This is a genomic window from Caldifarcimen microaerophilum, from assembly GCF_055387105.1.
On the sequence record NZ_AP038914.1, the window covers coordinates 1,815,096 to 1,828,859 of the forward strand.

General features: G+C 61.3%; 15 protein-coding genes and 1 pseudogene. 3 read left to right on the plus strand and 13 right to left on the minus strand.

Going from position 1 to position 13,764, the window contains the following annotated elements; genetic code table 11:
* Positions 1-3: 3 nt before the first annotated feature.
* The 12 genes and pseudogenes from AC6HU3_RS08540 to AC6HU3_RS08595 all read right to left on the minus strand — a co-directional run bounded on the left by AC6HU3_RS08540 (position 4) and on the right by AC6HU3_RS08595 (position 9,695).
* Positions 4-585: a cyclodeaminase/cyclohydrolase family protein gene (locus AC6HU3_RS08540; protein WP_497536307.1), complete on the minus strand. Its 582-nt coding sequence runs from the start codon at positions 583-585 to the stop codon at positions 4-6.
* 3 nt (positions 586-588) lie between these two features.
* Positions 589-1,485, minus strand: a pseudogene (gene ftcD / locus AC6HU3_RS08545) (glutamate formimidoyltransferase); the annotation flags it as partial.
* Positions 1,479-2,018, minus strand: a complete 540-nt coding sequence (locus AC6HU3_RS08550; protein WP_497473350.1) for a hypothetical protein — start codon at positions 2,016-2,018, stop codon at positions 1,479-1,481. The gene AC6HU3_RS08550 and the pseudogene ftcD, both read right to left, overlap by 7 nt.
* Positions 1,984-2,298, minus strand: a complete 315-nt coding sequence (locus AC6HU3_RS08555) for a ComEA family DNA-binding protein (RefSeq protein ID WP_497473351.1) — start codon at positions 2,296-2,298, stop codon at positions 1,984-1,986. Before AC6HU3_RS08555 ends, AC6HU3_RS08550 begins: the two co-directional genes overlap by 35 nt.
* Positions 2,285-2,944, minus strand: coding sequence for a phosphate signaling complex protein PhoU (phoU, locus tag AC6HU3_RS08560; RefSeq protein WP_497473352.1), 660 nt, complete (start codon positions 2,942-2,944; stop codon positions 2,285-2,287). The genes AC6HU3_RS08555 and phoU overlap by 14 nt, the downstream gene beginning before the upstream one ends.
* Positions 2,928-4,148 carry an amidohydrolase family protein gene (locus AC6HU3_RS08565; protein ID WP_497473353.1) on the minus strand — a complete coding sequence of 407 codons (1,221 nt, stop codon included), beginning with the start codon at positions 4,146-4,148 and terminating at the stop codon, positions 2,928-2,930. Before AC6HU3_RS08565 ends, phoU begins: the two co-directional genes overlap by 17 nt.
* On the minus strand, positions 4,145-5,776 hold the full coding sequence (gene pyrG, locus AC6HU3_RS08570; protein ID WP_497473354.1) for a CTP synthase: 1,632 nt from the start codon (positions 5,774-5,776) through the stop codon (positions 4,145-4,147). Before pyrG ends, AC6HU3_RS08565 begins: the two co-directional genes overlap by 4 nt.
* Positions 5,773-6,123 carry a 6-pyruvoyl trahydropterin synthase family protein gene (locus tag AC6HU3_RS08575; protein WP_497473355.1) on the minus strand — a complete coding sequence of 117 codons (351 nt, stop codon included), beginning with the start codon at positions 6,121-6,123 and terminating at the stop codon, positions 5,773-5,775. Before AC6HU3_RS08575 ends, pyrG begins: the two co-directional genes overlap by 4 nt.
* Position 6,124: 1 nt before the next feature.
* Positions 6,125-6,550, minus strand: coding sequence for an archease (locus AC6HU3_RS08580; protein WP_497473356.1), 426 nt, complete (start codon positions 6,548-6,550; stop codon positions 6,125-6,127).
* Between the two features lie 120 nt (positions 6,551-6,670).
* Positions 6,671-7,966 (minus strand): bifunctional folylpolyglutamate synthase/dihydrofolate synthase, encoded by a 1,296-nt coding sequence (locus AC6HU3_RS08585; RefSeq protein WP_497473357.1) that lies wholly within the window; start codon positions 7,964-7,966, stop codon positions 6,671-6,673.
* Positions 7,963-8,931, minus strand: coding sequence for a CapA family protein (locus AC6HU3_RS08590; RefSeq protein WP_497473358.1), 969 nt, complete (start codon positions 8,929-8,931; stop codon positions 7,963-7,965). Before AC6HU3_RS08590 ends, AC6HU3_RS08585 begins: the two co-directional genes overlap by 4 nt.
* Positions 8,928-9,695: a ZIP family metal transporter gene (locus AC6HU3_RS08595; RefSeq protein ID WP_497473359.1), complete on the minus strand. Its 768-nt coding sequence runs from the start codon at positions 9,693-9,695 to the stop codon at positions 8,928-8,930. The genes AC6HU3_RS08590 and AC6HU3_RS08595 overlap by 4 nt, the downstream gene beginning before the upstream one ends.
* 223 nt (positions 9,696-9,918) lie before the next feature.
* Here AC6HU3_RS08595 and aroF point away from each other — a divergent pair, with 223 nt between their 5' ends.
* From aroF to AC6HU3_RS08610, 3 genes are read left to right on the plus strand one after another with little or no spacing between them, the layout of a single operon-like run.
* Positions 9,919-10,929, plus strand: a complete 1,011-nt coding sequence (gene aroF / locus AC6HU3_RS08600; RefSeq protein ID WP_497473360.1) for a 3-deoxy-7-phosphoheptulonate synthase — start codon at positions 9,919-9,921, stop codon at positions 10,927-10,929.
* Between the two features lies 1 nt (position 10,930).
* On the plus strand, positions 10,931-12,202 hold the full coding sequence (aroA, locus tag AC6HU3_RS08605; RefSeq protein WP_497473361.1) for a 3-phosphoshikimate 1-carboxyvinyltransferase: 1,272 nt from the start codon (positions 10,931-10,933) through the stop codon (positions 12,200-12,202).
* Complete coding sequence (locus AC6HU3_RS08610; protein ID WP_497473362.1) at positions 12,166-12,963, plus strand: shikimate dehydrogenase family protein; 798 nt, start codon at positions 12,166-12,168, stop codon at positions 12,961-12,963. The genes aroA and AC6HU3_RS08610 overlap by 37 nt, the downstream gene beginning before the upstream one ends.
* Before the next feature lie 6 nt (positions 12,964-12,969).
* Here the strand turns inward: AC6HU3_RS08610 and AC6HU3_RS08615 are convergent, their stop codons facing one another.
* Positions 12,970-13,650 (minus strand): hypothetical protein, encoded by a 681-nt coding sequence (locus AC6HU3_RS08615; protein WP_497473363.1) that lies wholly within the window; start codon positions 13,648-13,650, stop codon positions 12,970-12,972.
* Positions 13,651-13,764: the final 114 nt, after the last annotated feature.

The following is a 13,764-nucleotide window of genomic DNA, read 5'->3' on the forward strand; positions in this document are numbered from 1 at the left end:
TCGTTACAGGGCCTGTTCCACCTTTTTCATCAGGGCCTCATGACCCTTCCGTACGTCGTTCAGGATCTGTTCGCCCGCCTCCAGAAGGGCCTCACCCTCCTTTCCGGCATCCGGTGCGTTGATCCGCACGTTCAGCCAGGCCCCCCGGGTCGCCGCGAAAAACTGCTCTCCGGCCACACCCAGATCCGTGATCACCCGGGGGGATGTCCGGTCCAGGAGCTCGAGGGCGCGGGACACGCCGTCCCGGGCGCGTTCCATCACCCGGAGAGGCACCTCCATCGCACCGACGGCTGCCTGCTGGATGGCCTCCCGATCTTTGGAACGATAGGCCTGCCGGAGGGCCTCAAAGGCCTCGGCGTCTTCCCTCACCAGCCGGTGGGCTTCGGCAAGGCGCTCAAGGCACCAGGACCGGTCTTTCTGGAGGGTTTCATGATGGGAGGAAAGCCGGGAGGAGCGAAGGGAAATCCCCGTCACCATGGAGAGAAGGGCAAATCCCTGGGCGAGGGAAAAGGCGCTCACCGAGCCTCCCCCGGGTGCGGGCGTATCCTCCGCCACCGAAAGGAGATAGCCCATCTCCGGAGGCATCTTCTCCTGAATGCGGGCTTCCACGGTCTGGTTGGGCTGAAATCCCTCGAGCTGGAGATAAAAGTCCGCCACGTCCTGGAGTGCCTTCTGGGGAACCAGTCCCACGATTTCCGAGCCCACCACAGGGACCCCGAAGCGACGGGCATAGAGTTTCACGAGTTCAAAGGCCGCATAGATGGGGCTTTTCTCATAGTCCACCAGGTTCATGGACACCTGGACCAGGTTGCGCTCCTTGATCTCAAACCCGAGGGCCTTGACGGCGGAGAGCCCTCCACCCCGTGCCCGGACCCGCCGGGCAATGGCTTTGGCGATCTTGACATCGGAGGTGCCCAGGTTCACGTTGTAGGCGATCAGGAATTTGCGGGCTCCCACCGCCACCGCACCGGCAGTGGGATGCACCCGGGATGGGCCGAAATCGGGTTTGCGGGCTGGGTCCTTCTCGATTTCTTCTCGCAGGGCTTCAAACTCCCCTCGCCGGATATTGGCGAGGTCTTTTCGTTCGGGAAGGCGTGCCGCCTCGCCATAAAGATACACCGGAATCTGGAGTTCCCGGGCGATTCGTTCGCCCAGACGTTCGGCCAGGGCCACACAGTCCTCCATGGTCACGCCGGAGATGGGCACGAAGGGGATGACGTCGGTGGCACCGATGCGGGGGTGTTCCCCCTTGTGCTTGCGGAGATCAATGAGTTCGGCGGCTTTCACCGTGAGCCGGAAGGCCGCTTCCACCACTGCATCCGGCGGCCCCACAAAGGTGATCACGGAGCGATGGTGGTCCGGGTCGCTCTCCACATCCAGAAGCACCACGCCCGGAACCTGTTCCACCTCACGAACGATGGCCTGGATTTTTTCCGGATCCCGCCCTTCGGAAATGTTGGGCACACATTCCACAAGTTTCATGATCCTTCCTCCTCCGGTTGTTCAAGCCATGAACGAAAGTCCGGGTCCTCCAGAAGCAGGAAAAGGGGGGGTTCGGCGAGTTTCTGGGCCCATCCATAGGCCAGAATCGCCCAGGGAAGCCAGTAGAGCCGATCGGCGAGGGGATGACCCGCAAAATCGGCCCCGCTCCAGAGAAGCCAGAGCGGCACAAACAGAAGCATCTCATAGGTCTGATAGAGCAGAACCTCTGTGGTTACCAGGGCGAGGAGGACCCACCCCAGCGCAGCGAGGGGGTGCAGAAAAAACAGTCCCCCCGCCACGAAAAGGGTGAGGATCTTCCATCGCCAGGGAAGCACGGGATGAAGAAGGAGAAGGGCAGCGGACGCCCCCAGACTTTCCGGAAGGCCCCGGCGGGCCAGAGCCACAAGGAGCGCAAGCCAGACGAGTTTGTAGAGCGCGTCGGCCAGCCCCACCCAGGGTCCGGGGGACGACCGGGTTTTCCAGAACGCTCTCAGCCAGGATTCATGGCGTGCGGTGAGCCGTGTCCACCACGACATACGCACGGAGCCTCTCCAGGGTTTTCCGACCGATGCCCGGAACACGGAGAAGATCGTCAACGCTGCGATAGGGACGGTGGGCAAGAATGGCCTGCGCCCGTTTTGGACCCACACCGGGCAGGAGAAGGAGGTCTTCAAACGGAGCACGGTTGAGATCAATCCGGAGGGGCCGGAACGTTTCCGGTCGGGGGTGGGGCAGGGGGAACAGGTGCTGACCCACACTCCCCACCATCACAGACAGGAGGATCACGATCCAGGCCCGGCGTTCAAGACTCGTCATGCCCGTGCTTGATGATCTTGCCCTCCACCATGAAGATCACGTCTTCGGCCACGTTGGTGGCAAGATCGCCCACCCGTTCAAGATCTTTCGCAATCTGAATAAGTTTCAGGGCCGGTTCCACCACCTGAGGGCGGGCCGCAATATAGGTGATGAGCTCCCGAACGATCTGGTCCCGGAGGGCATCCACCTCATCGTCCCGTTCCAGCACGGCTTTGGCCTTGGCAGAATCCCGCTCCACAAAGGCGTCCAGTGCATCGTGGAGCATGCCCTGGGCGATCCGGGCCATACGGGGGATGTCAATAAGCGGTTTCACCGGTGGATAGGCAAGCAGGTCCAGAGAGGCATAGGCGATGTTTTCGGCGTGATCCCCCACCCGCTCCAGATCGTTGTTGATTTTGAGAATCATGATGGCCGTTCGGAGGTCTTCCGCTTCCGGATGGAACAGGGCAAGGAACCGCACGACTTCCTCTTCGATCTGGACTTCTCGTTCGTTCACCTGTACCTCTCGATCCAGCACTTTCCGGGCCAGGTCGCCGTCACGCTGAACCAGGCTTTCCACCGATTCCGCAAGCTGAGATTCCACCAGGGACGCCATCTCCAGAAGCCCCTTTCGAAGCTGAACCAGGGCTTCAGACTGTCGCTTCATGGAAAACCCACCTCCCGTTCACCGTCACCCCCACAACGGGTGACTGTTCGTCAAACACCCAGGACGACAGGAGATCCTCTCCATCCAGGGGCCGGCTCCGGAGCACAACCAGATCGGCCCAGAATCCCGGTTCCAGAAGCCCCAAACGATCCATGGACGCCGCGAGCGCACCACCCCGGGTTGCGTCATACAGGATCCGGGGAAGGCTTTCGGCTTCCACAAGATAGGCATGGCGGATCACGGAAAACATGTTGTAGGTCCAGCCGGCCCCCACGTCACTCCCCAGTGCGGTGCGAACACCGTGGGCTCGCAGGGCCTTTCGGGGAAGGCGCCCGCTGTGGAGAAAATCGTTGGCGGTGGGACAGTGAACCACCACGCTCTGACGCTCCCGGATCGTCTCCAGTTCCCGCCCCCAGAGATACACGCCGTGGGCCAGAAACGTCCGATCCGAGAGGAGACCGGCACGGTCATACACTTCGGTATAGGACGAGGCATCAAACCGGCGCAGAACTTCCCGAACCTCGTCGGGGTTTTCGGAAAGATGCGTGTGGGCATACACACCGAATTCCCGATGGAGTTTTCCGGCCTGCTTCAGGCATTCTTCCGAACAGGAGAGGGCGAACCGGGGGGCGACGGCAAAGAACGTCCGGTTTTCTCTCTCGTGCCAGAAGGCGATCTGTCGGCGGGCCTGGGCCTCATATTCCTCCACGGGTCGGGCAAAGGTTGCGGGTTCTTCCATCCACACCCAGCCCAGGATGGCCCGGATGCCGGCATCCTTTGCCGCCTCAAAGGCCACATCCAGAATTTCAGGATGGGCGGAGAGAAGTCCGGCCACCAGCGTCGTTCCCTGGCGAACCATCTCCGAAAAGGCCTCCCGGAGCACCGTCTCGGCATACAGGGGATCCTGGAACCGGGCTTCCTCCGGAAAAACATATCGTTCCAGCCAGGGGAGAAGGGCCAGCCCCGCCCGTCCCCGGATGCGATGCTGAACGGGATGGGTGTGAAGATCCACCAGCCCGGGCATCACCCAGGCCGGACGGAGGTCCACCACCGGCACCCCCTCGGGAAGATCATGGGCCGGAACCACCGCGGTGATCACTCCGTCCCGGATTTCCAGAGCAAGGTCCTTCCGGAAACGGGCTTCGGTGGGTGCGGGAAAGTCCACCCCGTGGGCCACCAGGAAAAACCGGTCGGCAGGGATCACCGGGATGGAGCCTCCTCCTGGGTTTTCACCTTCAAGATGCTTCCAATGAAGCCCGCAAACACGGGATGGGGGGCCAGGGGCCGGGATTTGAACTCGGGATGGAACTGGGTGGCCACGAAGAAGGGGTGACGGTCCGGTGGAAGTTCCACGATCTCGGCAAGATCCCGGACGGGCTCCACGCCGGAGATCACAAGTCCGGCCCTCTCCAGTTTTTCACGGTATAGCGGATTCAGTTCATACCGGTGGCGATGGCGCTCCAGCACCACCTCCTGCCCATACAGGGTTCGGGCAAGGGTTCCGGGAAAGAGCTGAACCGGAGACGCACCCAGACGAAGGGTTCCGCCAAATCCCCGATCCTCGGCTCCGTGTTCGGGAAGGAGATCCACCACCGGATGGGGCGTGTCTTTCCTGAACTCTGTGGAATGGGCTTCCGGAAGGTTCAGGACATGACGGGCATATTCGATCACGACAAGCTGCATGCCCAGACAGATGCCGAAGAAGGGGATGCGGTGTTCCCGGGCATACCGGATGGCGGCGATTTTCCCCTCAATGCCGCGTTTGCCGAACCCTCCAGGAATCAGGACGCCGTCCGCCTCCGAAAGCCGTTCTTCCGGAGGGGTTTTCTCGAGTTCTTCCGAATCCACCCAGTCCAGTTCCAGCCGAACCCCGTGATGGGTGGCGGCATGGGTCAGGGCTTCGGCAATGCTCTTGTAAGCATCCCGGAGGTGGACGTATTTGCCCACCACAGCCACCCGAAGACTCCGTTCAGGGTGCTTGAGGCGGTGAACAAAAGCGCTCCACTCCTCCATGTCCGGTTCAGGCGCGGTAAGCCCCCAGGACTCCAGAATGAACCGGTCCAGCCCTTCTTCGTGAAGGAGCAGGGGGACTTCATAGATGGTGGACACATCCGGGGCGGTGAACACCGCCCGAATGGGAAGGTTGGAGAACAGGGCGATTTTGCGACGGGTTTCGGGAGGAAGGGGACGGTCCGTCCTGCACAGCACCGCATGGGGCTGGATCCCGATCTCCCGGAGTTTCTGGACGCTGTGCTGGGTGGGTTTGGTTTTGAGTTCCCCTGCCGAGGGGACGTAAGGAACCAGGGTCACATGGAGAAAGAAACTCCGATCCGGCGCATCCAGGGAAAGCTGACGGATGGCTTCAAGGAAGGGGAGGCTCTCGATGTCCCCCACCGTTCCCCCCACCTCCACCAGGATCACATCGGCGTCTTTTTCCAGGAGGTGGATCCGATCCTGAATCTCCCGGGTGAGGTGGGGAATGACCTGGACGGTCTGGCCGAGATAGTCCCCGCGGCGCTCCTTTTCGATCACCGCGCGATACACCTGACCGGACGTGACGTTGGAACGGGCCGAAAGGTTGATATCCAGGAAACGCTCGTAATGTCCCAGGTCCAGATCCGTCTCCGCACCGTCTTCGGTGACATAGACCTCGCCGTGCTGATAGGGGTTCATGGTCCCCGCGTCCACGTTGAGATACGGATCAAACTTCAGGGGAACCACCCGGAGCCCGCGGTGTTTGAGAAGGAGGCCGATGGAGGCGGTGGTGATGCCCTTGCCGAGGGAGGACACCACGCCACCCGTGACGAAAAGATAAAAGGGTCCCTGTTTCATGGTGTGATCTCAACTCCCTGTTCGGGGGTTTCCCAGAGTTCCAGGCGTTCAACCACCAGATCCGGGGGAAGGATTTCCTGAATCTGTGCAAGGAGGACAGCCCCCACCCGTTCCACCGTGGGGGGATCGGCGATCTCCCGCAGATCCCGGCCCTCCAGTCGTTCAAGGATGGGCTGGATCCGGCGTTTCATGTCCACGAAATCCCACACCACCCCATCCTCCCGGAGAGGTCCCCGGATTCGCACATTCAGGGTGAACCGGTGGGCATGGGGCTCCTCCTCCACACCGCCCAGGGTGACGGCATGGATGGCCTCAAAGGTGAAGCGGTGGATCAGGGTGTAGTGCATGTTAGACATCCAGGATCACAAAGGCACGATAGCCTTCGGGGGTTTTGTTCACGGAAAGTTCGTGATAGGTCACGCTTTTGACATGGTGGTTCATTCCATGCCGCTCCGGATCAAAAGGTTCTCCTTCCAGCTGGCCCTCCACCACCACGCCTTCTTCTCCGACCTGCACCGAAAGATGCCGGGGCCTGTAGATTTCGCCATAGGCATCCAGGAGAAAAATGATCTCCGATAGCGCGCAGTGCAGGGCGTCCTCCAGCGTGCTTTCTTCACACCGAAAGGTCCGGGTTTGCTCCGGGCGGATGGCATCCGGGTTGCGCACAAGCACCCCCACCAGGGCGGTGAGGGCGTCATGAAACACCTCCTCCAGCGTCCGCCCTTCAATTTCAAAGGCCAGATCTGCCGTGTGGTCCACCTCCCGGAAAGGCATCGCTTTGATTATACGCCCTGTGCCTCGAATGGGAAAGGACGGGACAGAGAGAGACGCTCCCGTCATAACCCCCCACGACGTTTGGGCGTCCGGAGCCCGGGTCACAGCGTGGAACCGGATTCACCCGGTGGGACGGGTGCTCCCGACGCGTGAGACCATCTCGTTCTGGAGAATCTGGCCGATGAGATGAAGGGAGCCTGTCACCACCACCACACGTTCGGAAGGGGAGGCCTGGAGTGCCTGGTTCAGCATGTCTTCCGGTGTGCCTTTTCCTCCCCATCGCAGGCCGGGAAGGCGCGTCATCAACGCGTCCGGCGGAAGGCCCCGGGGAGGACCCGGTGAGGTGGCCCAGAAGCGGGCAGGCCAGGTTTCGAGTTCTTTTCGCACCGGTGGGGTGAGTTTGTCCCGCTGCATCCCCAGAACCACCTCCCAGGGAGGCGGGAAAATGCGGGCGAGCGTTCGGCGTAACGTTTGCAATGAGAGGGCGTTGTGCGCCCCGTCCAGCACCACCGGTCGTCCGGCGAAGGAAATGACCTGAAACCGGCCTTCCTGAAGCGTCGTCACCCGGGAAGGAGGTAGACACCCGGTGAGAAGGTAGGATGCAAGCAGTGCTATGGCGAAATTTTCCCCCTGATGCCCCCCGATCTGGTTCGTCCTGAACCTGCCCTCCACCATCCCTTCAAGCACGACCTCTGTCCCCTGAAGGGACGGGGTGACGTCACGGATGTGCAGGTCCCGACCCACCGCATAAAGGGGCACCTCATAAAACGCCGCCATGTCCCGCAGCAGGGAGATAAGGAAGGGCCGCTGGGGCCCCGAAATCAGTTCCCCCTGTCGGGGTTTGAGGATCCCAAGTTTTTCCCGGAGGATCATGGGAAGGGCGTGTCCGAGGATGTCGGCGTGATCATAGCCGATGGGTGTGAGCACGGTCAGGTCCTGGCGGAACACCGCGGTGGCATCCAGCCGTCCGCCCAGGCCCGCCTCCAACACCGCCACATCCACCCCTGCATCCAGAAAGATCTGGATGGCGGCAAGGGTGAGGAGTTCAAACACGCTGCGGAAACCGCCCCGGGAAGAGAGGAACCGGTGAAGATCCAGCACATAGGATGCGAGAATATCCGGTTCCACGGGTTCCTGGTTGATCCGGACCCGCTCATGATAGCCGCGGAGATGAGGGGAAACAAAAAGCCCCACCCTTGTTCCTGCCTCCTGAAGGAGGGCGGCAAGGTGGAAGGCGGTGGAGCCTTTGCCTTTGGTCCCCACCACATTCACCACAACCGGGAGCATCAGATGGGGATTCCCGAGGAGGCGCAGGGCTTCTCTGAGATTTCTCAGGGTGGACGGCCCCTGACCGGAACGCTCCAGGTTCACCATCCGGTCAAAGAGGTCCAGCATCTCCTGATAGGGGCGACTCACGGTGCCCTTCTCCTCAGGGTGAACGCCCCACCGTGTTCGGTCGGCTCCCAGGGGATCCCCTCAAGCATAAACTCAAGGTCATGGGTGCGATAGGGTTCAGGCAGGGGACGGGGAGGAAGCCCCCCGAAGGGAGGGCGTACTTCCAGGGGAACGACCTGAAAGCGAAGAGAATCCGGAAAAACCGTGACCTGCACAAGGGCCCCCTGAGGTTTGACCGAACGGCTTCCGAACAGGCCGTTTCCCAGGGAATAAAAAATGGCCTGACCCCTGTAGATCTCCACCGGCTGGATCACATGGGGATGGTGTCCGATGACCAGGTCGGCACCTGCATCCACGGCCTCGTGGGCGAGGGCAATCTGATAGGGGCGGGGTGCGGGCCAGCGTTCCCGTCCCCAGTGAAAGAGCACCACGACGAACGTTGCCTGCTTTCGTGCTTCGGAGACGTCCTTCCGGATCCAGGCGGCGTGGCCAAAGGCAGTGCCGGGGCGGTTGAGCGTGGCCCAGTAGGCTTCCGGATAGGTCAGGGAATACGCGAGAAATGCCACCCGCTCTCCCAGCGTGTCCAGGATAAACGCTCTTCGAGCCTCCTTCACGTCCAAGCCTGTGCCCACATAGCCGATCCCGGTACTCCGGAGGGTTCGGTGGGTTTCCTCAAGTCCCAGAACCCCGAAGTCCATGATGTGGTTGTTGGCCGTGGTCACGAGCCGGATATTTCCTGCTTTCAGGATTCGGACATACCAGGGATCCACCCGAAAGAGGAAGGTTTTGTCCGGAATCATGGGGGTGGACGTGCGGGTGAAGGGGGCTTCCAGGTTCGCGACCACGATGGAGGAATCCAGGAAAGTCCGCAAGCAGGTCCATGGAGCACCTGCTCCATACCGGTCTGCAAAGGATGCGGGGTGGAAGGCGAGCATCACGTCGCCCAGAAAGGTAAGCCGAAGCAGTGCGAAAAGAAGCAGAGTCATCCCAGCACCACGTCCAGATAGAGCATCACCACCGCCCCGATGACGGTCCCGAAAGTGGCCAGGCGCTCATGACCTGCCCGGTGGGTCTCCGGCACGATTTCGTCGCTCACCACATAAATCATGGCACCGGCGGCAAACCCCATGGCGTAGGGAAGAAGGGGCTTCATAAAGTGTACAGCGACCGCCCCGAGAAAAGCGGCGGGGATCTCCACTGCGCCCGAACGAATCCCGGTCCACACGGCGTAAAACTTCCGTCCATACCCCAGACTGAGGGCCGAGAGGGCCACGGAAAGCCCTTCGGGGATGTTCTGAATGCCGATGGCCAGCGCCAGGGTGAGACCTTCCTTAAAGTGTCCGGAACCGAAGCCCACACCGACCGCAAGGCCTTCGGGGAAATTGTGGAGGGTGATGGCGATGATGAAGAGCCAGATCCCGCGGATGCGCTTCAGTTCCCGTCCTTCCTTCCCCCGGATGGCGTGTTCGTGGGGGAGAAGGTGGTCGGCGAGGTCCATCACCCCCGCCCCCAGGAGGATACCCAGGATCACGGGGATCACGCCTCCCCGTTCAATGCCCGGAAGGATGAGGCTTGTGAAGCTTGCCGTGAGCATCACGCCCGCTGCAAACCCCAGGGAGGCATCCATCACCTTCTGGCTGGGCCGGGGCCAGAGCAGGACGATCACCGCCCCCACCAGGTTCAGGAAGGTGATGAACAGACCACCCAGAAAACCACCCCACACCGGGTGGATTTCCATCCAGTGTGCCATGATTCAGGCTCCCGTTTTTGAAGAAGCGGGTTTAATCATACACCCCGAGCGCTGAACCGTCCTCACCGGGGATCCCGTTGTGCCCTCACGACAGGTTGATGCTCGGCGCCGGACACGATTTTCGATATGTGGTGGACCTGGATTGGGGAGTGTTCGAACGTATGTTTGGAAGGCAGAACCTTCCCTTGCTGTGCCGGAGCGGGGGCTTTATCATATCGCCGTCATGCTGATCCTGTTTGATAGCGAGGCGCACCTGGAACACGCCTGGAAGGTTTTGCATTCCTGGGGTCTGGAGGCGGAACGGGTGAGCACGACGCCTCCTCTCCTTCGCCTCCGGGAGGGAGGCACCTTTCCCCGGGACCGTCTACGGGGGCTTCCCGGTGTTGTGAATCTGCTCCCCCTTTCCACGCCCTATCCCCTGGCCGCCCGGGGCGAACGCCCGGACACGGTGATCGAGGTGGACCGGGAGCGGATCGGCGCCGGTCTCACGCTGATGGCAGGGCCCTGCGCGGTGGAATCCTATGACCAGGTGGAGGAGATCGCCCGGTTTCTTTCCTCCCGGGGTGTCCGGTTCCTCCGGGGCGGGGCGTTCAAACCCCGCACCTCTCCCTATGCCTTTCAGGGACTGGGCGAAGAAGGACTGCGAATTCTCCGGGACGTGGCCGACCGGTATGGTATGAAGGTGGTGAGTGAGGTCCCCGACGCGGCTCATGTGGATCTTGTGGCCGCCTATGCGGACATCCTCCAGGTGGGCGCCCGGAACATGCAGAATTTTCCCCTTCTGGAGCGCCTGGGAGAGCTGGACAGGCCCGTTCTTCTCAAACGGGGGATGGGAAACACGGTGGAGGAGTGGCTTCTAGCAGCCGAGTATATCCTTCGCCGGGGAAATCACCGGGTGATCCTGTGTGAGCGGGGCATCCGAACCTTTGAGACGTCCCTGCGTTTCACGCTGGACGTGGGGGCCATTGCCTTTGCCCGGAGGGCTTCCCATCTGCCCGTGTTTGTGGACCCCTCCCACGCGGCCGGCCGAAGGGAATACGTGATTCCCCTCGCCCTTGCCGGGGTGGCCGCCGGAGCGCAGGGGGTGATCGTGGAAGTGCACCCCCATCCGGAAGAAGCCCTTTCCGATGGTCCGCAGGCCCTGACACCGGAGGATTTTGTGGAACTCCAGGCCCGTCTGGAAACCCTTCAGAGCGTCCTGGAACCTTCCCCTGAAGGTCTTTCCACCGATTGAGATGCTCACCCTCCGGGTGGTGCCCGACAAATCCATTTCCCACCGTGTGCTGTATTATGCCCTCCTCGCCCGGGGAACGTCCCGGATTCGCGAACTCTCACCTGCCCTGGACGTGCAGCGCACCCTCCGGGTGGTCCGTGCGCTGGGAGCCCGCCTCCGCTGGAAAGGCGAAACCCTGCACGTGGAAGGGACCGGTGGAAACCTTCGGGAACCGGGCCGGCCTCTGTATGCAGGCAATTCCGGAACCACCGTCCGCATCGGACTGGGGGTGGCGGCCCTTCTTCCCGGGACCACCGTGTGGTATGGGGACGCCTCCCTGCACCGAAGGCCCATGGACCGGGTGATTCGGCCGCTCGTGGAGCGCGGGGCTGTGGTCCTGGCCCGGGAGGACCGTTTCCTCCCCCTGGCGTTGCGAGGGGGGCGTCCGGCGCCTTTCGCCGGGAGGCTTCCGGTGGCGAGTGCTCAGGTGAAGTCCGCCCTTCTCTTTTCCGGCCTGTTTGCGGAAGGTCCCACCCGGGTGGAAGAACCCGCCCCCTCCCGGGACCATACCGAACGGTTGTTCCAGCACGCGGGTCTTCCCATCACCATCAAGAACGAGACCACCGTGGAACTGAAACCGGTGGGGGAACTCCCTCCCCTGGATCTCACCGTGCCAGGAGATCCTTCGTCCGCCGCCGTGTTTGTCACCCTCGCCCTTCTTGCGGGCGTGCCCATCCGGTTTGAACATCTCCTCCTGAATCCCCGTCGCACCCGGTTTTTTGCGTTTCTTGCCCGGATGGGGCACGACGTACGCAGGGAGCAGGAATTTCACGATCCGGAGCCCATGGGCCAGCTGGAGGTTTCGCCGGGAGCACGCCTCCGCCCCGTGGAGGTCCTTCCGGAGGATGTCCCCCGGGTGGTGGATGAGGTGTTTTTCCTGGCTCTCCTTGCAAGTCAGGCGGAGGGAACCAGTCGCTTCACGGGCCTTTCGGAACTCCGGGTGAAGGAGAGCGATCGCTTTCGCTCCACCCTCCGGATTCTGCGGGCAGCCGGACTGGAGATCCGTGAGCTTCCGGATGGATGGGAGGTTCCCGGTCCGCAGAAGATCCGGAGACCCTCGCACTGGATCCCGACCCGGGATCACCGGATGGTCATGCTCCAGGCGGTGATCCATGCCGTGTCAGGAGGGAGCGTGGACCCGCGTCTCCTTTCCCCTGCCAGGATCTCGGACCCCTGGTTTGTTCGGAATCTTGAGACATGCGTTCGCGCTTTGGCATCCTTGGATATCCGCTGAAGCACAGCCTGTCCCCTCGTTTCTGGGGGCGGTATTTCGCCCTCCGCCATCGTCTGTATCGCTATGACGTGCTGGAAGTTCCAGCGGATGCCCCTCTGCCGGATCTCTCACCCTATCGGGGATTGAACGTGACGTCGCCCTGGAAGGAGCGGGTTCTGGAAAGGGTGGAAGAGATGGACCCGGTGGTCCGGAAGATTCGGGCGGCCAACGTGCTGGCGTATGATGTTCGTCGTGGAATCTGGCGGGCGCACAACACCGACGTGGAGGGGTTTCTGCTGGGGTTGCGCGCCCTTTCGGTTGTGCCGGGAAAAGCCCTTGTTCTGGGAACGGGCGGGGCTGCCCGGGCCGCCGCGGTGGCGCTGGAGCGGGCGGGATTCCGTGAGGTGATGCTGGTGAGCCGGAACCCGGAGAGCAAGAACCTTCCCTGGCCTGTGGTGGCCTATCAGGATCTGGATGACGTTCGGATCTGGGAAGGTCTGGATCTCATCGTCCAGGCCACGCCCTTATCCTGGGAAGGCAAGGCGCCTCCTGTGCCCTGGGAGCGGGTGCCCCGGGGTGTGGCAGGGTATGAGATGGCCTATGGGCGCTGGACGCCCTTTCTGGAGATCATGAAGGACCGGGGACCGGTGGTGGATGGGGCCCTCATGCTCCTGGGACAGGCCCTGGAAGCCGGCCGGATCTGGCTGGGCGATCGCTTCGACGCCCGGCTGTTTGAGGAGATTTTTTATGAAGTGGTGCCCGTTTTGCCGGGAAGGGGGTGAGGGGCATCAGCCCCCAATGGAATTTCTGTCCAGTTGATCCAGAATACCCTCAACTTGCTCGACCAGAGAAAACAGGTCTCCCCAACGTTCAATTTCGCCATTGCGTTGTTGGTTACGTGTTTCGTGATTTTGCCCTGTATTGCTTCTGTGAATCAGACTTTTTGGATGAGCGAGTTTGTCGCGCAGATCTTTTAGTTTCAGATTCCATCGTTCATCCGTAAAAGCCCTCTCAGGGAATACACACCGAAACAGTTCGATCTTCTCTATGAGGTTGAGAGGCTGGATATAGCTTCCGGCGTCTTGGGCCCATCTTTCATATCGATTCTTGTTTTGATAAACTGCACGGATTTTCGCTCCGCACTCTGCGTTAACTCTGTCAGGGTTTTCTGCGCAAGCCATCTCGATCCACCGTGTGATTTCCATCTCCAGGAGGGAAAGAAGTCCAAAAAAGTACATCCGCGCCGCAACTTTTTGAAAGTCCCCGGGTGTGACAATTCCGATAACCTGATGGGTTTCCAGAACGAAAAGGAACGGCCATATCTCTCCGCTATCCGAAAAGCGTTGAGCCATCCAGCGTACCACTTCACGAAGAGGGGTGGATGATGCAATCAGCCGTGACGGAGAAATGGGTTTTAAAAGGGTTGGGTTCTCACGAACAAGGGATTTGAGGGATCTGTCTTCCTTCACGGGCGTATTTTGGAGATCTTTTTTCAGAACGTAATGGTCATATCCCTTGTTGCAATGACTTTAACGGGAATATGCTCCACAACGTTCCGGAGTTCATGCACGGAGCTTTTGAGG

Excerpts from the sequence above, each read along its gene's own strand:
- AC6HU3_RS08595 (WP_497473359.1), bottom strand. The coding sequence starts at position 9,695 with ATGGCACACTGGATGGAAATCCACCCGGTGTGGGGTGGTTTTCTGGGT.
- phoU (WP_497473352.1), bottom strand. The coding sequence starts at position 2,944 with ATGAAGCGACAGTCTGAAGCCCTGGTTCAGCTTCGAAAGGGGCTTCTG.
- AC6HU3_RS08550 (WP_497473350.1), bottom strand. The coding sequence starts at position 2,018 with ATGTCGTGGTGGACACGGCTCACCGCACGCCATGAATCCTGGCTGAGA.
- AC6HU3_RS08575 (WP_497473355.1), bottom strand. The coding sequence starts at position 6,123 with ATGCACTACACCCTGATCCACCGCTTCACCTTTGAGGCCATCCATGCC.
- aroF (WP_497473360.1), top strand. The coding sequence starts at position 9,919 with ATGCTGATCCTGTTTGATAGCGAGGCGCACCTGGAACACGCCTGGAAG.
- AC6HU3_RS08610 (WP_497473362.1), top strand. The coding sequence starts at position 12,166 with ATGCGTTCGCGCTTTGGCATCCTTGGATATCCGCTGAAGCACAGCCTG.
- pyrG (WP_497473354.1), bottom strand. The coding sequence starts at position 5,776 with ATGAAACAGGGACCCTTTTATCTTTTCGTCACGGGTGGCGTGGTGTCC.
- AC6HU3_RS08590 (WP_497473358.1), bottom strand. The coding sequence starts at position 8,931 with ATGACTCTGCTTCTTTTCGCACTGCTTCGGCTTACCTTTCTGGGCGAC.
- AC6HU3_RS08555 (WP_497473351.1), bottom strand. The coding sequence starts at position 2,298 with ATGACGAGTCTTGAACGCCGGGCCTGGATCGTGATCCTCCTGTCTGTG.
- AC6HU3_RS08580 (WP_497473356.1), bottom strand. The coding sequence starts at position 6,550 with ATGCCTTTCCGGGAGGTGGACCACACGGCAGATCTGGCCTTTGAAATT.
- aroA (WP_497473361.1), top strand. The coding sequence starts at position 10,931 with ATGCTCACCCTCCGGGTGGTGCCCGACAAATCCATTTCCCACCGTGTG.
- AC6HU3_RS08540 (WP_497536307.1), bottom strand. The coding sequence starts at position 585 with ATGCCTCCGGAGATGGGCTATCTCCTTTCGGTGGCGGAGGATACGCCC.